Below are 20202 nucleotides of genomic sequence, written 5' to 3'. Positions count from 1 at the left end.
TGTGCCCTGCCTCGCTTGTCAGTACTTAATAAATCCAGTATGCTGGTTCTGGATGTTTAAACGTGCAAGATGATTGCGGCAGTAAAAGAAGCAAATTTAGAGGAGGTTTTTTTAACCATGGCCAAAAACGTTTATTTTGATTACAGCAAAGCGCTCGAATTTGTCGGACAGCATGAAGTCGAGTACTTCGCGGAGCCGATCAAACTCGCTCACGAACAGCTGCATAACAAGACCGGTGTAGGTTCCGACTACCTCGGTTGGATCGATCTGCCGAAAGAATACGACAAGGAAGAATTCGCACGAATCAAAAAAGCTGCGGAGAAAATCCAAAGCGATTCCGAAGTGCTGATCGTAATCGGCATCGGCGGTTCGTACCTTGGCGCACGCGCTGCGATCGAAATGCTGACGAACTCGTTCTACAACGTGCAGGACAAGTCCCAGCGTAAGACTCCTCAAGTCTTCTTCGCAGGCAACAGCATCAGCTCGACGTACATCGCACATCTGATGCAGCTGATCGAAGGTAAAGACTTCTCCGTAAACGTCATTTCCAAATCCGGTACGACGACTGAACCTGCGATCGCTTTCCGTCTGTTCCGCGCCGCTCTGGAGAAGAAATACGGTAAGGAAGAAGCACGCAAGCGCATTTACGCAACGACTGACAAAGAGCGCGGCGCACTTAAAAAGCTGGCAACTGAAGAAGGCTACGAGTCCTTCATCATTCCTGACGATGTGGGCGGACGTTACTCTGTACTGACGGCTGTAGGCCTGCTGCCGATCGCGGCTGCCGGTGTAGATATCGACGCCATGATGCAGGGCGCTGCAGACGCTTCGGAAGAGTTCTCGAACCCTAATGTAGCCGAGAACGAAGCGTACCAGTACGCCGCTGTGCGTAACGCTTTGTACCGTAAAGGCAAAGGCACGGAAATCCTCGTAAACTACGAGCCATCGCTGCACTTCGTATCGGAATGGTGGAAGCAGCTGTTCGGCGAAAGCGAAGGCAAAGACTTCAAGGGGATCTACCCGTCTTCCGTAGATTTCTCGACCGATCTGCACTCTATGGGTCAATTCATCCAAGAAGGCAGCCGAAACATTTTCGAGACAGTCATTCAGGTAGAAAACGTATCTGAGCAGATCACAATCGAAGAAGATCCGGACGACCTGGACGGCCTGAACTTCCTCGCCGGCAAAACGATGGACTTCGTCAACAAGAAGGCGTTCCAAGGTACGATGCTGGCGCATACAGACGGCCAAGTGCCGAATCTGATCGTTAACATCAAGGATTTCAGCCCTTACACATTCGGCTACCTCGTATACTTCTTCGAGAAAGCCTGCGGCATTAGCGGCTACCTGCTGGGCGTTAATCCATTCGACCAGCCGGGCGTAGAAGCTTACAAAAAGAACATGTTCGCGCTGCTCGGCAAGCCGGGCTTTGAAAAAGAAAAAGCGGAACTGGAATCGCGTCTGTCCGAATAATTCCGCGGAATATTTCTGACATGAATCTTTACGTTAACGCAAATTCCTGTTTTAATAAGAGAATAACCACCGGTTAATTCGTATTAGTGCGAAAATCGGGCACAAGAGGAAAGCAGTTCACCCATCCGTATCACGGTTTTATCGTGCATGCGGAGATGGGGAACTGCTTTCTATTATAAAGAAAGAAAGGTTCGAACAACGTTATGCTGGAACGCTACAAAACGGTTAGACATGAAGGAAACAAAGAAATTGTGATCCGCAAGTCGCGTTTTATCGGTCATATTCGTCCTGTTACAACGGAAGAAGAAGCTAACGCTTTCATTAATGAAATTAAGAAGATTCACCGCGACGCTACTCACAACTGCTCTGCTTATCTGCTCGGCGAGCGCGATGAAATTCAGAAACAATCCGATGACGGAGAACCAAGCGGAACGGCTGGAAAGCCTATTTTGGAAGTGCTCAAAAATCGGGAATTGAAAAATGTAGCGGTTGTCGTAACCCGTTACTTTGGTGGAATTATGCTCGGTGCGGGAGGCCTGATTCGTGCTTACGCGGACGGCGCGGTCGCTGCGGTTGAAGCCGGCGACGAAATTACGCGCGTGCTGCATACGCAGGTGTTTGTTACGATCGACTATACCTGGCACGGCAAAGTAGAGAACGAACTTCGCAGCCGCGAAGTCCGTACAGGCGAGACGCAGTTCACAGACAAGGTGACCCTTCTCTGTCTGCCGCCTGCGAACGAGGCGGATCATTTCGTTACTTGGATCACGGATCTTACGCAGGGTCAGGCCGATATTGTGAAAGGGGATCCGGTTTATTACATCGAAGGGGAATAACGACTATGGCGAGAAGAGCAGTAGAGCAGGAATTGTCGCGAGAGCGAATTTTGGAGGCGGCCAGACACTTGTTCATTACCAAAGGATACCGCGCCATTTCCATGCGCAGTATCGGACAGCATCTCGGTTACAGCCACGGGTCGCTCTACTATCACTTTAAAGAAAAAGCGGAGCTGTTTTACGCCATCGTCATTGAAGATTTCGGCTATTTGTCGAGCTGCCTGAACAGTGTGATGTCTCTGCCGGAAACTGGCGAGTTCACGCGCACGGAAATGCTGCTGCTGGAATTTATTCGTTTCGGCTTGGAGCATCCGCATCAGTATGAGATCATGTTCATGACGCGCGACGAAGAGCTGTTGGCATATTGTCGAAGCGAGCAGGGACGATGTCTGGAACAGTTTGCATCCATTGTCCGTGGACATTTGGATGACAATATGCACACGGATGAATCGCTAAAGAGCATTCCGCTCAGCTTGTTTTTGTCGGCGCACGGTTTTATTTCCTATTACATCCAGGAGAAAGCTTCATTTGAAGAGGTTCGTCCGGCTGCGATGGTGCATGTGCGCATCTTGTGCAAAAATCTGCATCTTCCCGCTTCAAGGCGTTGAATAGTTAACTTATAAACGCTTCAATGCGTCGTCGTATGGAAGGGGAAGTGAAAATGCCCGTATCTGTGGAGATACGGGCTTTTCGTGTGTTCAAATAAGCGAAAAATACGCTGGGCATCGGATTGATCTTTTACCCTTCCATAATCTTTACTTTGAATGCTCTTGAACGCGGTCCGTCAAACTCACAGAAGTAAATGCCCTGCCAGGTTCCGAGAACCAATCGTCCGCTGTCAATAATGATAGTCTGTGACGAGCCGCACGTAATAGCCTTTAGGTGAGCGGCAGTATTGCCTTCGGCGTGACGGTATTTGGGATGCGTCCACGGATAGACTTCGTCCAGAATCATTAAAATATCCCGCTTCACGTCAGGATCGGCATTTTCATTGATGGCGATCCCAGCCGTAGTGTGCGGACAGTAGACAAATGCAAGGCCGCTGGATATACCGCTCTGACGGACAAGATTTTCGACCTGCGGCGTAATATCGACGATCTCATCGCGCCGAGAAGTAGTCAGTTCAAAAGTGTGCAGCATAGTTTTCCTCCTTATAAAACGGAAATATGTAAGTTGGTATGTGTCTAAATGCTCTCTCCAGTATATACCCGGCAATCAGGTAGACACCTTCGTCCGATATGGATTCCTTTTGAAAAAAGCAATTGACGCTGATCGCTAAGCCTGTTACATTATGCATTAAGTTAAACCGAGTAGTCTAATAGGAATAATGAAAAAATACTCCCGACATGTATATCATTCTGACTTCGCGGGAGTCTCTAAATGGAGGAGTATCCGGTGCAAACGACATGGCTGCGTCACAAAGGCTGGACCTATGGTTTTCGCACAACAGTCCTGCTGTATTTCGTCATTTTGATTGTGCTTCCGATCGCGGGCGTATATGCGTACTCTTTCTCCGAAGGCTGGACGCCGTTCTGGGAAAGCGTCTCCGATCCTATCGCTTGGAAAGCAGTGCTGCTGACGCTCAAGCTGGCTTTGATCGCCACTGCCATTAATGTTCTGATTGGCACAATGATCGCTTGGGTGCTGGTACGCTATCGCTTTCCGGGACGGGCAGTACTGAACAGTCTGGTCGACCTGCCGTTCGCACTTCCGACGGCCGTCGGCGGATTGATGATTCTGCTGCTGCTGGGACCTAACAGTTGGGTAGGAAGTATTGCCGAACGGCTCGGTTTTGACATTGTATTTCATCAGCCGGCGATTGTTATTGCCATGGTGTTCGTGACTTTCCCGTTCGTTATTCGTGCGATTCAGCCGCTGCTTGAAGAGATGGATCCTTCGGCAGAGGAGGCTTCGTATACGCTTGGCGCATCACGCGCGACAACCTTTCTCCGGGTCATTCTGCCGCAGATTTCGCCGGGAATCGTAGGGGGAGCGATGCTCGCTTTTTCCCGGGCGCTGGCCGAATTCGGAGCGGTTGTACTCGTTGCAGGCAATATTCCGGCCAAGACGCTGACCGCTTCAGTATTTATTTACGGCGAAGTGGAGAGCGACAACAACTTGGGAGCGGCGGCAGTGTCGGTGCTGCTGTTGACTCTGTCACTGATCATCCTGTGGCTCATTAATCGGGTGCAGCGCAGAGGAGGACGGTCCTAACGATGAAAAAACTATGGATTGTATTGACGTATCTTGTATTTGCCGTTCTGCTGGTGGCGCCGCTCGCAAAGATGACGCAGAGTGCATTCGCAAACGGCTGGTCGGGCTTTGTTGAAGCGATCAGCCGTCCCGAAGCGCTGCATGCGCTCATGATGACCGGGCTTGTCGTGGTCTGCGTGACGCTGCTGAACGGCATTTTCGGCATCATGACGGCGCTGTATCTCGTCCGGGGCAAATGGCTCGGCCGCAGACTTCGCAGCGTTATGAACAGTATCGTCGACCTGCCTTATGCGGTATCTCCGGTCATTGGCGGATTGATGATCGTGCTGCTGGTCGGTCCGGATACGGCGTTAGGGTCTTTTTTTGCAGGGATTGGTTTTAATATCGTGTATGCATTTCCGGGGATGGTCATCGCCACGCTGTTTGTTACTTTTCCGCTGATGGTTAGAGAAATCATGCCGGTACTGGAAGAGATCGGGGACGATCAGGAACAGGCTTCGGCCACGCTGGGCGCTTACGGATGGACGACGTTTCGCCGGGTGACCTGGCCGTCGATCCGCTGGGGAGTCGCCTATGGGGCGGTGCTGACCATCGCGCGTTCGATGGGCGAATTCGGTGCCGTGCTGGTCGTCTCGGGAAATATTATCAATCGGACACAGACGGCAACGACGCTTGTGTATCAGGATGTGGAAAACTTCAATATTGCGGCGGCAGGAGGCATTGCCCTGCTGCTCGCGGCATTCTCGGCCGGGCTGCTGCTGCTGATGGAATGGACGAAGAAGAGAAGGGAAGTGCACTAAGATGCATGTGGAAGTTCGCGGACTCGATAAACATTTCGGCAGTTTCCATGCGGTAAAGGACGTCTCGTTCGGCATTCAAAAAGGGCATTTGATCGGCCTGCTCGGCCCGAGCGGCGGCGGCAAAACGTCCATTCTGCGTATGCTGGCAGGTTTGGAAAGTCCGGACAAAGGCGAAATCATTTTTCATGGAAAAAGGGTTAACGAACTGCCGCCGCAGGAGCGAGGGATCGGATTCGTATTCCAAAATTACGCCCTGTTCAAGCATATGACAGTGTTCGAAAATATCGCTTACGGTCTCAAGGTTCAAAAAGCGCCGAAAGCGCAGATCCGTGATCGGGTTATGGAATTGGTCGAGCTGACAGGTCTCAAAGGCTTCGAGCAGCGTTATCCGCAGCAGCTTTCGGGCGGACAGCGGCAGCGTGTGGCATTTGCCCGTGCACTTGCTCCCGAACCGCAGCTGCTGCTGCTTGACGAACCTTTTGCGGCAATCGATGCCAAGATTCGTCAGGAGCTGCGTTCCTGGCTGCGCGAGCTGATCGAGCGGGTCGGCATCACGTCGATCTTCGTTACGCATGATCAGGACGAGGCAATCGAAGTCGCGGACGAAATTATGGTCATCAGTCAGGGCAGAGTCGAGCAAAAAGGCACACCGTGGGACATTTATAAAGAGCCTGCAACACCATTTGTCGCTTCGTTTATCGGCGAATCGACGCAGATCGAACACGCGGCGAAACTGCATGGCTTCGATCAGGCAGCGAAAGCATCCGGCACGCGGGCATTGATTCGGCCTGAATATGTGGAAGTCGGGCGGCGGAACGAGTTCACGCTGCTGTCGGCGACAGAAGAAGGCGTCGTACGGCATCTGCATTTCCGCGGCAGCCAGTGGCTCGTCGAAGTGGAGGTCGGCGACCAGAGCCTGATCACGTACCGTTCGCTGGAGAAAGATGCTTTGCAGGTCGGAGATTCTGTGCGGGTATTAGTGCATCGCGCTTATCTCTACAATAACGAACGCAGCTGGATTGCCGAGAACCGGTTCAAAGCCGACCCGATGTCAGTCATGATCTGATGCCGCGCAGCTCTGCGATCGCGTAAATATTGACTGAAGCGTGGGGAACACTTCAAGCAAAGGTGTGAGACCGATGGGATACAAGAAAAGAAACAGCGCCGGACAAGTTAAGCGTGTATCCGGACTGCTGGCGGCAGTCGTACTGTTCGGCTCGATGCTTGCCGGATGCGGTGGGCAGCGTTCAGCCGAAGGCAGCGGTGGAGCGTCCCAACAGGGGGATGTGACACTGGTGATCGGTGCATACAGCGTCGTCAAAGACTCGGTGCAGGATATCATTCCGCTGTTTCAGCAAAAGTGGAAAGAAGAGACCGGACAGACAGTTTTGGTCCAGGAATCTTATGAAGCGTCCGGTACGCAGGCACGCGCGATCGTAGGCGGCTTCGAAGCCGACGTGACGCTGCTGTCGCTGGAAGGCGATATCGATAAGCTGACGAAAGCGGGTCTCGTAGACAAGAATTGGAAAGAGAAGCCGGAAGGCGGTATGATCACCCGGTCGGTAGTAGCGATCGGTACCCGGGAAGGCAATCCGCTGAATATTGGAAGTTTTGCCGACTTGGCGAAGCCTGACGTTAAAGTGCTCTATCCGAATCCGAAAACGTCGGGCGGTGCCCAATGGGATATCAATGCGGTCTACGGCGCCGGATTGAAAGAATCCGAGCGGGCAACCGGAGCGAAAGATTCTGCTTACGCCAAAGCCTTTCTCGAATCCGTCCACGCGAATATTGAGTCGCTCGACAAGAGCGGCCGCGCTTCGATGGCGGCTTTCGAATACGGCGTCGGCGACGCACTCGTAACGTACGAGAATGAGCTGATTGCCCGTAACAATCAAGGGGCCAAGTACGAGGTAGTCATTCCTGACGATACGATTCTCATCGAGAACCCTGCCGCCGTTGTTGATGAGAATGTCGATAAACGCGGTACGCGCGAAGTTGCCGAAGCGTTCTTGGACTTCCTCTGGTCGGCAGAAGCCCAGCAAATTTTTGCGGAAGACGGATTCCGGCCGGTAGATCCGGCAGTATATGCGAAGTTCGAAGCGAACTATCCGGAGCCGCCGGGGCTGTTTGATATCGAGTATTTGGGCGGTTGGAGCGAAGTGAGAGAGACTTTGTATGCGAAGCGCGGAATATGGTATGAGGTGTTGGCGGGGATCTGAGGGGCTCGCTGATTTCGATTGTGGGGGCTCGCTGATTTCGATTGTCGCTCCGGCTTGTTTTCCTCCCCCTTGATTAGGTAAAAGATTCAGAGGAGGGGGAGGAAAGCCAAAAGTCGCTCCAATTCGAAATCAGCTCGCCCGGCGGACCCCCGCGGGACGGGGGAGGGAGAGCAGGCTCCGCTTCGGCTGCTCCGCCTGGGAAGGGCAGGGCTCGCGTGCCGCATCGCCGAATGAAAAGTGAAAAAGTTGACTTGGGACCGCCTTAGGGCGGTTTTTTTTGTATGGAAAAAGAAGGAAAGGTCAAGAAAACGCGATGATGGGTCAAGATCGCGGCATCAGAACTGGAAGCGTCTTCTTTATAATGGGGTCATTCCATTAGATTAAAGGGGTGAACGTTATGAGTACCGCTCCCGTTACGGTCAAGAAAGCAGAGGCGAAAAGCAAGCGAAAAGTTTCGCTGCAGCGAGGGGAGACGATCGCGGGATTGTTGTTTGTAGGGCCGATGTTTCTCGGTGTAACGATTCTTGTACTGCTGCCGATTTTGGCTACCGTTTTTCTCAGCTTTACCAAATGGAACTTTGTCGCAGGTATTCAAGGGATCGAATGGACAAGTGTCGGTAATTACCAGGAGCTGCTAAAGGACGATATGTTTATCAAGTCGCTTCGCAACAACATGATCTTCCTGCTTGTCGTACCGATCTATATGCTCGTTTCGATGGTACTTGCTGTAATCATTGATCGCTTCGTTTATTTCAAAGGATTTTTCAAAGTCGCTTACTTCATGCCCTACATTTCCAGTATCGTGGCGGTAGCGGTTGTCTGGCAGGTGCTGTTTGAGCCTTCCTACGGACCAATTAACGAATTTCTCAAAGCATTTGGGATTACGGATCCTCCAAAATGGATTGCTGATCCGAATTTTGCGCTAATTTCGATCATGATGATCACCGTCTGGGTATCGATCGGTTTCAATATGATCGTGTATATGGCGGCGCTGCAGTCTATTCCAAAAGATTTGTACGAAGCGGCCGAGATCGACGGAGCAAACAACTGGATCAAATTCGCTCGTATTACGGTCCCCCTGCTGTCGCCGACATCCTTTTTCCTCCTCGTTACTGGTATTATCTCTACCTTCAAAGTGTTCGATATCATTGCGGTTCTGACGCAGGGCGGACCGATTGGCTCTACAACAATGCTCGTCTGGTATCTGTACGACACAGCCTTCCAGAATCTGAACATCGGTTATGCCTCTTCAATCGCTTCGGTACTGCTGGTGCTGGTACTGCTGATTACGCTCGGACAATGGGTTGCACAGAAGAAATGGGTCAATTACTAAACGGAAGAAAGGAGGGCTACCATGCATGATTTTCGTGCACTGGATTGGCGCAAAGCACTAGTGACCATTCTCATGTTCGCAGCCAGTGTTCTGTTTCTACTGCCGTTTATCTGGATGTTGGTCACGTCGTTCAAGACGGAAAATGAAGTGTTTACTTATCCGATCCGGTGGATACCAACCAGTTGGAACGCGGCAGAGAATTATCGGCAGGTCTGGTTCGGCGATTATCCGTTCATTTTGTATTACTGGAATTCGATTAAGGTAAGCGTGCTGACAACCGTCATATCGTGTACGGTATCGGCTATGGCCGCTTACGGCTTTTCCAAAATTCATTTTAAGGGCAGCAAATGGCTGTTTCTGATTATTCTGACCACGTATATGATTCCGTCGCAGGCTGTACTCGTCCCACAATTTATTTTATACCGCTATATCGGACTGTTCGACAGTCACTTGGGGCTTGTTATTATCGGAAGTTTCAGTGTACTCGGTACCTTTATGCTGCGGCAGTTTTTCATGGGTGTCCATCAGGAATTTATTGAATCGGCGAAGATTGATGGAGCAGGTCATGGACGTATCTTCTGGAGTATTGCCATGCCTCTTGTACGCCCGGCGATCGCGACTTACGCCATTTTGCGCTTCATCTGGACATGGAATGATTATCAGGGGCCGCTTATTTTCCTTCGATCAGATAATCTGTTCACTATTCAGCTTGCTATGCAGAAGTTCACGTCGATGAGCGGGCAGTTCTACTCGTTGATCATGGCTGCAGCCGTTTCCGCAATTTTGCCTCTGCTTATTGTTTTTATCATCGGGCAGAAAAGTGTCGTGGAAGGCATTGCACTCGGCGGAGTGAAAGGATGAGCCTACACTTATTTCGCGGACAGCCGTAAGGAAAGCCGGCTTATTTTCGCGAACGACCCAGGAAATTTCGGGCCGACGCACTTCCTTTTTTGAAACGGGCTTACAATAGACGAAGGATGTTGACTACAGAAAACGTTTGTCAGGGACCGCAATTCATTTTCTACAAGGAGGGTTCATATGAAAAAGAATATTTGGTCTGGACTGCTGGGAATTACGTTGATTGGAGGGCTGCTCGCAGGCTGCGGAAGCGGATCGGGTGGAGAAACTCAAGGTGCGGCAGCCGATGGGAAGACCGAAGTTCGGCTGTATACGTACGGAACAGAGGAAGCCTACAATTGGACCGGAACATTTGCCGCATTTGAAGAAAAGCACCCTGAAATCAAAATGACGCTCGTACAGCTCAGTCCAAAGGGAGATACGCAGGAAGCGATGAAAAAGCTTGACCTCGCCGCAGCTTCGAATGAAGATATGGATGTGATCATGTTCAGCGACCCTGGCAGCTACGCGCAGCATGTTGGTCTTGGGATGGCTGAGCCGCTAGAGCCTTATTTGGAAAAAGACGGCTATAAAGTGGAAGAAGACTATAAGATCGATACTCACATTGACGGAAAAGTGTATGCGCTTCCAGGGAAGTTCAATTCCTGGTATGTGCTGCTGAACAAAACAATGCTGGACGAGGCGGGACTCGAAGTGCCGACCGACTGGACTTGGGACGAGTTTGCCGAATATGCCAAAAAGCTGACTCAAGGAGAAGGGGCGCAAAAAACATACGGTACGTATTTCCATGGTCCGCAAAACGGAAGCTGGACCGAATACATGAAACTGATGCTCGTCAATCAGCCGGACAATTCGGATTTTCTTAAGGCAGACGGAACTTCCAATCTGGATGATCCCAATTTCAAAAAAACGCTGGAGCTTCGGTGGAAAATGGAAAAGGAAGACGGTTCCGCCACGCCGTACGAAACGATGCTGTCGCAAAAGCTCAATTATCGAAACGAGTTTTTCAACGAGAAAGCCGCAATGATTATTACAGGAAGTTGGATGACAACGGAAATCGGAGGAACGGACCAGACTCCGCTGAATTTCGAAGTGGCAGTAGCGCCGATTCCGAAAAACGCGGAAGGCGACGAAATCGGATATTCACCGGTTACAACCGACTTCGTATCTGTAGCCGCAAGCTCGAAACATAAGGATGAAGCCTATACCTTTGTCCGCTGGTATACGACAGAAGGCCAAGAAGCCCAAGGAAAAAATATTTCTTCGTGGAAGCAGTCGGGCGACGACAAACTTGAATCAACAATCGATACCATTCTGTCGGGAACGAAGGCACCTGACAAAGTCGATAAGCAGTCGCTGGTCGATACGCTTAAAAACTCAAAAGCCTCCAAACTCGTTCCGCCTGTCACGTATCAGAGCGAAATCTACAAAGCACTCAGCGAAGAATTCGAAAAGTTCATCTTCGGTCAGCAGGACGTTGATCAGACAGTCAATGCCTCGCAAGAACGCGTGCAAAAATTGATCGATTCCAATTCATAAAACGCGGTTATCCGGCGGAAGCCGGACCGGACGCCAGTGTTACATCTTACAGCTCAAAGGGTGCAGAACCTCTGCCCCTTTTTGTCGTTCTGATACGTTTCGGCAGGTGGAGCCGCGAATCCGGAAGGAGAGCTGCCGTGTTTCAACAACTTCGATCCGCATTTCTGATGTCTTCCCTTCGTCGTAAATTGACTGCCGCAGCTCTGCTTTGTGTACTGCTTCCTTCCATATTGAATCTGTCCATTTATAACCGGCTGACCGAAGATGCTGTAAAAAAGCAGGCGATCTACAATGCGGAAGAATCGCTGCAGCTTGTTAACGGATCTACAACAAATCTAATGAAATCGATGCTGAACATTGCCAACTATATACAAATGAACGTCGATCTGAATGCGTACTTTAAGCAGCTTTCCACCGGCAATACGGATTTTGATGCGGAAGATAAGTATGCACGTTTTATTAAAGATAGCAGCGTAACCCGGCAGCTCGAAAATTTTGCGGTTGTCGGGGAACGCTGTTATGTAACGGTGCTGTTGACGAGCGGAGAAGCCTATACGAATTATCCTTACTGGGAGTACGATCCTCATCGTTTCGAACAGGAAGACTGGTTCGATAGACTTGAAGAGCTGGGCGGGTTGGAATCGTACTGGACCGGCGCAGTTCCAACCGTATTTGAATCGGAGAAAAAGGACAGTCCATATCAGATCTCTGTTGTGCGGGCGCTGCGACAGGATAACTCGGTCCCTTACGGATATGTAATCGTGACCGCAATGGAGACACAGTTCAGCCGCATTTTGCAGCGTGTAAACGGACAGGAAGAACTGATGATTCTGGATAAGCAGGGACATATACAGGCACATCGGAATACAGAGAAAATTGGTACGGAAGCGGTTTTCGTAACATCATCTTTGAAATCGTCCTCGCAGATTATGCCGTCCGAGAAAGGCGATTATCTGGTAACCGGGCTGCCGCTTTCTTTTGCAGGCTGGCAGCTTGTATCTGCCCAGCCTTATTGGAGCGCCACCGTCAATATCAGCTCGATTTTTCATCGAATGTTCCTGTTTCAATTGGTGTTTTTTGCATTGTTTCTCGGGCTGCTGCTGTATCTGTTGAGACATTTCACCCGTCCGCTCGTTCAATTGGGAAAGACGGCTTCCGCCGTACAGCTGGGTAGACTCAACGTGCGGTCGGAAGTGCGCGGAGATGATGAAATCGGCAGGCTGGGCTATTCATTCGACGGGATGTTGGATCGGGTAGAAGAGATGATCCAAGAGGTGTCGAGAACTCAAGCACGCAAACGGAAGGCCGAACTAGCCATGCTGCAGGCGCAGATTCATCCCCATTTTCTGTTCAACGCGCTGAACTCGATCCGTATGAAGACCATGCGACGAGGCGATATGGAGAGTGCAGCTATGATTGGCTCGTTATCCAATCTGCTTCGGGCTACGGTCGGTGCGGATCGGGATTTGCTGCCGCTGCATGAAGAGATTCAGCTCGTTCGGGATTATGTAGGGCTGATGAATATGCGGCAGAAGGAAAGAGCGGAGCTGCTTCTCTCCGTCGATCCGGAAGCACTGCTGATTCCGCTTCCGAGATTCTGTCTGCAGCCTGCAATCGAGAATGCTCTGATCCATGGGCTGGAGTCGGGGGCAGGGAAGATTACCGTAGAAGCAAGACTGGATAGAGGAATCCTCATGCTGAGTGTGTCCGATGACGGAGTCGGTATAGATCAGGGTCGGCTTGAATGGCTGCGCAATCGACTGCGACACGGCAGCGGCGAAGAGGACGGAATCGGAAAGGATGAGAGCGAACAAAAGAGGAGCGCAGAAAATGATACTGAAGCACAGCTGAGTTTGCAGAGTATGGAATCCCAATATACTGATCAATTCGAATCTTTCAATCAATCCGAGCGTTCCGGTTCATTCGACGGGAAGCTATCGACCGGAACGGGACGAAGCGGCCGCGGGTTTTCCGGCATCGGGCTGTGCAATGTGCGGGAACGGATGAGCTTGACGTTCGGTCCGGCTTTTCGGATGAAGGTGGAGAGCCGGCAGGGAAGCGGGACGGAGATCCTGATGATCATTCCGCGGAAAGAGGGAGAAGACGATGTATAGTGTAATGCTGGTCGATGACGATTATCCGGTACTCGAATTTCTGGCTGAAGACATCCCTTGGACGGAGCTTGGGCTCAGATTAATCGGAGTGCACGAAAACGGACTTCTGGCCTGGGAACACATGCAGCGCGAAATGCCGGACATTTTGCTGACGGATATCGGGATGCCAAAGATGGACGGATTGGAACTGATCGGGAAGACCAGAGAGAGCGGACCAGGCATGCGCATTGCCATCTTGTCCTGCCACAGCGAATTTCAGTATGCCCAGCAGGCGATGCGTCTTAACGTACAGGATTATTTGATCAAGGATACACTGAATCCGGAAGAGCTCTGTATGCTGTTGGCACGATTTAAACGAAGCTTGGACGAAGAAAGGGAGACCGATCATCGTCGTACCCATTTGCTTCAGCTGGAGCGGGAAACAAGCGAACTGCGCCGAACCCAGTGGCTCAGAAACTTTCTGGAGCAGCCGCTGCTCTCGCTAGAAGACCGGGTAAGGGAAGCGCGCGAACTCGGCCTGCTGTTGGAAGGCGAGCAATGCCTGCCCGCCGTCGGCTTTATTGATGCTTATCGTCAGGTCAAACAGCGATTCCATTCCGACCAAACGCTGTCTTTTGCTGTAAGCAATGTACTGCAGGAGGTACTGCGGGAGCCACCGTGTCTAGGCATTCGGGCGCTGTCGTTCGTAACCGGACCAAGGGAAGTCGTGCTGCTGTTCGCTTATCGCCCGAACTTGGCGCTCGACCTGAATAGGGAAGTCGAACATTACCTCAAACGAGTTCGGGACTTGCTGGGCCAAGTTCTCAAGGTGGGCATGTCGTTTCTGATAGAACGGCAGTGCGAAGATGCGACTGTGCTCAGAAGACGTTTGAATCGTCTGCTGGGTGCAGAGGCACAGCGTTTCTACTTGAGCCCCGGCAGTATTGCCGCTTATGAAGAGCATAAGTTCTCTTCGGGAGATCCATTTACGAGCTATGATCGCGACGGCGCAGAAATCGGAGGAGCTCTGCTGGAGCCGAATGCCGAGCCGCTGCGTACCGCAGTCAAGAGGCGCATGAAACAATTAGGCACAGAGCGGATCGAACCCGAAGCGGTTAAAGACTGGACTTTCAAGCTGCTGTTGGACTTGCGATTAAAGCTTCAGGCGGCTCCCTTTGCCCGTTCGGGATTTACCCCAGAGCAGCTGCATAAGGAAATAACGGCAATCGATTCGGTCGATGAGCTCACGGAATGGCTCGTCAGTTATTTGGAGGGAATGAGGGTGCTAGCCTGCGGTGGTTCCGGCCAGTCGGGTGTACGGGCAGAAATTGCAGAGGCCTGCCGATATGTAATGGCGAATTCCGACAAACGAATTGGGCTTGAGGATATAGCGGAACGTCTATTTATGAACCCGAGTTATTTCAGTCGGCTGTTCAAAAAAGAAACGGGAGAGACGTTTATTGAATATACAACCCGCTTGAAAATGGAAAGAGCCCAGGAGCTGCTGGAACGTACCGACGAGTCGGTCGGCCGAATCTGCGAGCTTCTGGGCTACGATAATCCAAGTCATTTTATCAAAGTTTTCAAAATGCATTCAGGCAGGACGCCGGCAGAATACCGAAGAAGGCTGCCTGCCGGCTCGTGTCGTACTCTATAGAAGGCTGCCTACTACCAATAGAGGTTTAGGTTACTGGTAAAGGCCCCTTATTGCTGGGGATCCAATCTATAACGTACAGCGCAGTAGAGAGCTTACTTCCTGCCGCGACGAATGCCGCTGATTTCGAACATCAGGTAGACAACGCCGCCGATAACAACACCGGCAATCAGAGCGGCGATGAGAGCGGAAGTCAGGGCGGACAGAATGTTCTGGTTGGAATAAGTGAAGTTCTGCCAAATGCCGAGAATCAGCACCAGGATGAACGGAATCCAGAAGGCTTTGGATGTGATGAATTTTTTCATAATTTCTCCTTTGTCGCAATCTATATCGCGATCATAATCAAGGGAAACGGAGACATGGCTGCCGCTTCCACACACTCTTCATTATAACGGAGAAGGAGTTCCGCGTCTGCCGGGAAAGTTTTTTGAGAGAAGAAAGTCGGGTATAATTTGGAGGTGAGCAGGAAAAGTTCAGGAAGGTGAGGAAGAATGACGGAAGATCGGTTGGTATTTTGGGGGACGGGCGATGCTATGGGAGTACCAAGAGTATACTGCGAATGCGAAGTATGCTTGGAAGCGCGCGCGGAAGGTGTGAACCGGCGGATGAGATCGATGGTATCCGTAGAAAACGAGGACAGCCGCTTTCTGATCGACTGCGGACCGGACTGGCGAATGCAGATGGAGACGCTGGGAATCCGTACTGTAGATACAATTTTGGTTACGCATGCGCATTTCGATCATATCGGGGGACTGCCGGAATGGGCTGATCAGTGCCGATGGACAGGAATCCGTGGAAAGCTGTATGCGCCGGGCGAAGTATTGGAAGCCATTCGAGCTCGATATCCGTGGCTGGATCGGAACGTGGAACTGCACGAAACGGAGCCCGGACTTCTTCTGAACGGCTGGAGTATTTTCGATTGGAGGGTCAATCACGGGCAGAACGGTTATTCATACGCATACCGACTTGAAAAGGAAAGCTTTGCCTGGGTGTACTGTCCCGACTCGATCGGATTGTCCGAAGAGGAGATCAGGCCGATGCGGGAGGCGCATCTGCTGGTGCTCGGAACGAGCTTTGTACAGGAAGATGCGGACTATTCCACCCGGTCGATATATGATATGCGCGAGGCGGCGGAATTGGTGAGAGAAGTGGCTCCGCTGCGCACGATATATACGCATATGTCGCACAATGTTGATCTGAACCGCCTGCCGGAACTTCCCCCGAACGTGTCGGCAGCGAGGACGGGAACCGTTGTGAAGCTGGAATCGGAAAAGTCGGCAGATCGGATCTGAAATCAAATTTGCGAAACGATGCGAAAGTCTAATTCTAACACCTGGAGGGATGAACAATGAGAGAAAAAATCCACAAAAAAATTGATCCGTCGTCGGATAATACGACAAATATGGTGGACGATGGATCAATCGAGGACAGAGAAGTCGAAACGGAGCATTTGGATGAGGAAGAGCGTCCGGACACCCATGTCGGTGCTGTTCATGGTGAAGTAGACCCTCGTATGGCACAAGCGGCAGCGGAGATCAAGGACGAGCACGATCACTTGGATGCACAGAATGCCGCCGACGAGTCGAGAGAGCAAAATCCGATTGACGACACACGCAGCGGCTATACAGATAAGCAATAGGGTAAACCTTGGAAGATGGCACTCGATAAAACTCATGAGCTGACGGCATAATCGAAGTCAGTCGAGTGAGCCAAGGAAATTATGAAAAAGAGAGGGACTCCATGAGTCCCTCTCAACGTGTCGAGAAAGTCAGATTTCGAGTGAAACGAGGAGGCGGAGGGAGGAGTTCGGTGAAGGAGTGCTAACGTTCGCCTTTGAAATCGAGAAAACCCAATTGTAAAGTTTAATCCATTTTCTCGATTTCAACACGCGACCGGAACGAATTTCTCCCGCAGCCATTGAGCTTGCGAAACGAATAGGACTTTCTCGACAGCCTGAGAGGGACTCCACGAGTCCCTCTCTTTTGTATACGAATTAGACTTCTTTACCCAATACGAATTTATCAATGACCACTTTCACGCCGTCATCATTGTTGCCCAGCGTGATAAAATCCGCAATAGCTTTGAGCGGCTCGATTGCGTTGCCCATCGCTACACCCAGACCGGCGGCTTCGAGCATCTCGTGATCGTTCCACGAATCGCCGATTGCAATCGTTTCTTCCAGTGTGCAGCCGAAGTAATCCGCAAGGAAGGACAGCGCATGGCCTTTTGTTCCTTCGTGGTGCATAATTTCGAGGAAGTGCGGCTTGGATTTGGTGATGTGAACTTGATCGCCGAGCAGCTCGTGCAGCTTCGGAGCCAGCTCGTCCAGGAAGTCCGGGTCATCAATGATGAGCATTTTTGGTGTCGGCTGCGAGAACAGCTTTTCAAAATCCGGCTCCAGATAGAATTGGGTATTGTTCAGCTGCGAGTAGGCGACCAGTTTTTCGTTTTCTTCGCGTGCATACAGTTTGTCATCGATGTACGTTTGCAGATGCAGATTGTTTTCAAGGCAGTATTTGCCCAGTTTAAGTGCAGCTTCGATCGGAACATGACGTTCCAGCAGTACTTTGCCGTCAAGCAGGTTTTTGACCAATGCGCCCTGGTATGTAATAATCGGCACATTCAATCCTGTCTGGGCAGCAAGCTGCCTGGCGGAAGCGTAGGCGCGTCCGGTAGCCAATGTCACGACGACCCCGGCTTCGACCGCCTGCTCCAATGCCGTCTGTGTAGCCGGCGTTACCTGTTTGTCGTCGTTGATCAGCGTGTCATCGATGTCGATCGCAATCAATTTATAAGTCATGATTTCTCTCCTATTCGGTGTTTCTCTATTTGGGTATCTCTCTATTTGGGCGTTTCTCTATTTGTTATGCGTCATTCTATATTCCGGTGTTTTGTTTACTGGGGTATCGTTCGAACTGTACAGTTTGTCTGCTTTGTCTGCTTTGTCTGCTTTGTCTGCTTTGTCTGCTTTGTGTGGCCCCTTTTTTATAGCTTAGTCTTCTAGGAATACAAGCCCGATAAACTCTTCGGTCTCGATGTTGCCGAAGTAATGCTTGAGATTGACGCCTTCCAGCGCTGCACGAATTTCCGACTCCTCATAACGCTTGCCTTTCAGCATATCCGCCACTTCTGATGCATCGCCTACGCCAAAGAAGTCGCCGAAGATCGTAATGTTCTCGATACGGCCTTCCTTCACGAACATTCGAAGGTCGATAATGCCCACCGGGAACTTTTTGGCGTGCTTGACGTTGTATTCCGGTGACTGGCCGTAGTTCCAATCCCAATTGCGGTAGCGCTCTTCGGAAATCTCGTCGATCTTTTTCCAGTCCTCTTCGGTCAGCTTGTACTCCGGTACTTCATGGGGTTCCACTTTGAAAATATGACGCAGGATGCTGTCGCGGAATTCCTGCATCGTCAGCTTCTCGTTCATAAACTCCGAGATGTTGGCGACGCGGCTGCGGACAGATTTAGTGCTTTTCGATTTAAACTTTTCCGGATTGGCTTTCAGTGCCGAGTGTACATTATCCAGTTCAGAGTCGAACATGAGCGTACCGTGACTGAACATCCGGCCACGAGTCGAGAACTGAGCATTGCCGGAAATTTTCTGCTCGCCGACCTGAAGATCGTTTCGGCCCGACAATTGAGCTTCAACGCCTATATCGTGCAGCGCTTCAACGACAGGCTCGGTAAATTTGCGGAAATTGTGGAACGACTGTCCGTCGTCTTTGGTCAGGAAGCTGAAGTTTAGGTTACCCAGATCGTGATAGACCGCTCCGCCGCCGGACAAACGACGTACGACGTGAATATTGTTGGCCTTGACATACTCGCTGTTGATCTCCTCGATCGTGTTCTGATGCTTGCCGATAATGATCGACGGTTCATTGATGTAGAAGAGCAGATAGCTGTCGTCCATCGGCAGATGACGCAGCACAAATTCCTCGATCGCCAGGTTGATCCGCGGATCGTTAATGCCTTGGTTGTCGATAAAAAGCATGGTATGGCCTCCCATTTCGATATGAGTTTCATAAGTTCCGCAGAAAGCGAGTTTGTGAAAATGAATCGTTCATTTTGCTCGTTGTATTGCCTTTACTATTGTAAACCATACAAATTGCATAAGACTAGTACTGAAGAGAGATTGAAGGGGAGAAAAGGGCTTTTTTCGTTTAACGAAGAAGTGGGCGGGTAATACATAACTATCCAGACTCAACACCAATCAGCGAAGGACGCGAGAGCGGCCGGCGTACAGGAGGTTGAACGATATGGACGACAAAGCAAGGAAGCTGCTGGATCAGAAGAAAGAACACGATCACAGCGGCGAACTGAAAAATTTTGTCGAGCATCAAGTTGAAGGAACAGAGTCCGCGCTGCCGAACCGTATGGAGGCGACCAAGGACCAAATGCAGGATCAGCAGCACCGACTTAAAGATCAGCAAAACATGAGAAGATAAGCGTAAATAGACGCGTAAATAGGAGGTTGAGTAAAATGGAAGATAAAGCCAAAGAACTGCTGGAGCAGAAAAAGGAATATGATGAGGAAAAAAGCGGACAGCTGAAACAGTTCGTTGAAAATCAGGTCGAAGGTAAAAGCGGGAATTTGCTGGAAGATGCCGAAACGATGGAAGATCAGCGGCTGGAGCATCAGAACCGTACGATCGACCAGCAAAACCGGATGAAATCGCAGGAGCACCGCGGTTCGAATCATACCGCAATGCCGACAACAGATCGTAAAGGTTGATCCCTAAAGCTGCGAATCAGATTTGGTGTTTTACCTGGTAGACGTTAAGAACCCGGCGTCCGGATTCTTTTCCCTAGGGAAGAGAATCCGGGCGTTTTTGCGCTGCCGCGCTTGTCACCTCTTCGGGCATCGCCTATAATCGGAAGACAATAACTGCAGAAGTACAGCTGCCGAGGTGCCGGAAAGCGGAAATGCGTAGGAAGAGACGGACAAATCTTCTTCGCGCCGATTTACGGTTAAAAGGGAAGCCGGTGCAAGTCCGGCGCGGTCCCGCCACTGTAACACGGGCAGGAATCCATCATGCCATTGCAGGCGAAGAAAAGTCTGCGAGAAGGCGGATTCTGAAGCATTTATCCCGTGAGCCAGGAGACCTGCCCGGCAGACCCGATGCTGGTCCCGTTCTTCGAGGAAAGAGCGTTCACAGTACGTACGCCGATATGCGGTCCGT

20 protein-coding genes and 1 riboswitch are annotated in these 20202 nt (G+C 50.9%); of the genes, 16 read left to right on the top strand and 4 right to left on the bottom strand.

Annotated elements, in window-relative coordinates; translation table 11 throughout:
* The first annotated feature begins 117 nt into the window (after positions 1–117).
* The 3 genes from F456_RS0102895 (at position 118) to F456_RS0102885 (ending at position 2917) form a co-directional block, all read left to right on the top strand.
* Positions 118–1473 carry a glucose-6-phosphate isomerase gene (locus F456_RS0102895; protein ID WP_018975504.1) on the top strand — a complete coding sequence of 452 codons (1356 nt, stop codon included), beginning with the start codon at positions 118–120 and terminating at the stop codon, positions 1471–1473.
* A gap of 203 nt (positions 1474–1676) precedes the next feature.
* Positions 1677–2309, top strand: coding sequence for a YigZ family protein (locus tag F456_RS0102890; RefSeq protein ID WP_018975503.1), 633 nt, complete (start codon positions 1677–1679; stop codon positions 2307–2309).
* Positions 2310–2314: 5 nt separating this feature from the next.
* Complete coding sequence (locus F456_RS0102885; protein ID WP_018975502.1) at positions 2315–2917, top strand: TetR/AcrR family transcriptional regulator; 603 nt, start codon at positions 2315–2317, stop codon at positions 2915–2917.
* Between the two features lie 130 nt (positions 2918–3047).
* On the opposite strand, the gene F456_RS0102880 is transcribed toward F456_RS0102885, so the two are convergent.
* Positions 3048–3449 (bottom strand): secondary thiamine-phosphate synthase enzyme YjbQ, encoded by a 402-nt coding sequence (locus F456_RS0102880; protein WP_018975501.1) that lies wholly within the window; start codon positions 3447–3449, stop codon positions 3048–3050.
* Between the two features lie 240 nt (positions 3450–3689).
* Here F456_RS0102880 and cysT point away from each other — a divergent pair, with 240 nt between their 5' ends.
* The 9 genes from cysT (at position 3690) to F456_RS0102835 (ending at position 15022) form a co-directional block, all read left to right on the top strand.
* Positions 3690–4523, top strand: a complete 834-nt coding sequence (gene cysT, locus F456_RS0102875) for a sulfate ABC transporter permease subunit CysT (RefSeq protein WP_018975500.1) — start codon at positions 3690–3692, stop codon at positions 4521–4523.
* 2 nt (positions 4524–4525) lie between these two features.
* On the top strand, positions 4526–5323 hold the full coding sequence (locus F456_RS0102870; RefSeq protein WP_018975499.1) for a sulfate ABC transporter permease subunit: 798 nt from the start codon (positions 4526–4528) through the stop codon (positions 5321–5323).
* A 1-nt stretch (position 5324) separates the two neighbouring features.
* Positions 5325–6389: a sulfate/molybdate ABC transporter ATP-binding protein gene (locus F456_RS0102865; RefSeq protein ID WP_018975498.1), complete on the top strand. Its 1065-nt coding sequence runs from the start codon at positions 5325–5327 to the stop codon at positions 6387–6389.
* Positions 6390–6462: 73 nt separating this feature from the next.
* On the top strand, positions 6463–7542 hold the full coding sequence (locus tag F456_RS0102860; RefSeq protein ID WP_018975497.1) for a sulfate ABC transporter substrate-binding protein: 1080 nt from the start codon (positions 6463–6465) through the stop codon (positions 7540–7542).
* A 397-nt stretch (positions 7543–7939) separates the two neighbouring features.
* Positions 7940–8875, top strand: a complete 936-nt coding sequence (locus F456_RS0102855; protein WP_018975496.1) for a carbohydrate ABC transporter permease — start codon at positions 7940–7942, stop codon at positions 8873–8875.
* A 21-nt stretch (positions 8876–8896) separates the two neighbouring features.
* Positions 8897–9736: a carbohydrate ABC transporter permease gene (locus tag F456_RS0102850; RefSeq protein ID WP_018975495.1), complete on the top strand. Its 840-nt coding sequence runs from the start codon at positions 8897–8899 to the stop codon at positions 9734–9736.
* Between the two features lie 177 nt (positions 9737–9913).
* The gene (locus tag F456_RS0102845) at positions 9914–11272 is read left to right on the top strand and encodes an ABC transporter substrate-binding protein (RefSeq protein WP_018975494.1); all 1359 of its coding nucleotides are present in this window, start codon (positions 9914–9916) and stop codon (positions 11270–11272) included.
* Positions 11273–11409: 137 nt separating this feature from the next.
* The gene (locus F456_RS0102840; RefSeq protein ID WP_018975493.1) at positions 11410–13386 is read left to right on the top strand and encodes a cache domain-containing sensor histidine kinase; all 1977 of its coding nucleotides are present in this window, start codon (positions 11410–11412) and stop codon (positions 13384–13386) included.
* Positions 13379–15022 (top strand): response regulator transcription factor, encoded by a 1644-nt coding sequence (locus F456_RS0102835; RefSeq protein ID WP_018975492.1) that lies wholly within the window; start codon positions 13379–13381, stop codon positions 15020–15022. Before F456_RS0102840 ends, F456_RS0102835 begins: the two co-directional genes overlap by 8 nt.
* Positions 15023–15114: 92 nt before the next feature.
* Here F456_RS0102835 and F456_RS0102830 read toward each other — a convergent pair whose 3' ends face one another.
* A complete protein-coding gene (locus F456_RS0102830) occupies positions 15115–15324 on the bottom strand; it encodes a hypothetical protein (protein WP_018975491.1) in 210 nt (69 codons plus the stop codon).
* 186 nt (positions 15325–15510) lie between these two features.
* On the opposite strand from F456_RS0102830, the gene F456_RS0102825 reads away from it, so the two are divergent.
* Both F456_RS0102825 and F456_RS0102820 read left to right on the top strand, forming a co-directional pair.
* Positions 15511–16311, top strand: a complete 801-nt coding sequence (locus F456_RS0102825) for an MBL fold metallo-hydrolase (protein ID WP_018975490.1) — start codon at positions 15511–15513, stop codon at positions 16309–16311.
* Positions 16312–16367: 56 nt separating this feature from the next.
* Positions 16368–16658, top strand: a complete 291-nt coding sequence (locus F456_RS0102820; protein WP_018975489.1) for a hypothetical protein — start codon at positions 16368–16370, stop codon at positions 16656–16658.
* A gap of 354 nt (positions 16659–17012) precedes the next feature.
* Here F456_RS0102820 and F456_RS0102815 read toward each other — a convergent pair whose 3' ends face one another.
* Together F456_RS0102815 and lplA are read right to left on the bottom strand one after the other, a co-directional pair.
* Complete coding sequence (locus F456_RS0102815; protein WP_018975488.1) at positions 17013–17819, bottom strand: Cof-type HAD-IIB family hydrolase; 807 nt, start codon at positions 17817–17819, stop codon at positions 17013–17015.
* A 192-nt stretch (positions 17820–18011) separates the two neighbouring features.
* Complete coding sequence (lplA, locus tag F456_RS0102810; protein ID WP_018975487.1) at positions 18012–19013, bottom strand: lipoate--protein ligase; 1002 nt, start codon at positions 19011–19013, stop codon at positions 18012–18014.
* 265 nt (positions 19014–19278) lie between these two features.
* Between lplA and F456_RS0102805 the strand changes: the two genes are divergently transcribed.
* Positions 19279–19467, top strand: coding sequence for a hypothetical protein (locus F456_RS0102805; RefSeq protein WP_018975486.1), 189 nt, complete (start codon positions 19279–19281; stop codon positions 19465–19467).
* A 35-nt stretch (positions 19468–19502) separates the two neighbouring features.
* Positions 19503–19754: a hypothetical protein gene (locus F456_RS0102800; protein ID WP_018975485.1), complete on the top strand. Its 252-nt coding sequence runs from the start codon at positions 19503–19505 to the stop codon at positions 19752–19754.
* 203 nt (positions 19755–19957) lie between these two features.
* Positions 19958–20147, top strand: a riboswitch (cobalamin riboswitch).
* The last annotated feature ends 55 nt before the right edge of the window (positions 20148–20202 follow it).

The organism is Saccharibacillus kuerlensis DSM 22868, assembly GCF_000378145.1.
Classification (GTDB): domain Bacteria; phylum Bacillota; class Bacilli; order Paenibacillales; family Paenibacillaceae; genus Saccharibacillus; species Saccharibacillus kuerlensis.
The sequence above is the reverse complement of the archived record's forward strand: the minus strand, read 5'-3'. Positions and strand labels throughout refer to the sequence as shown.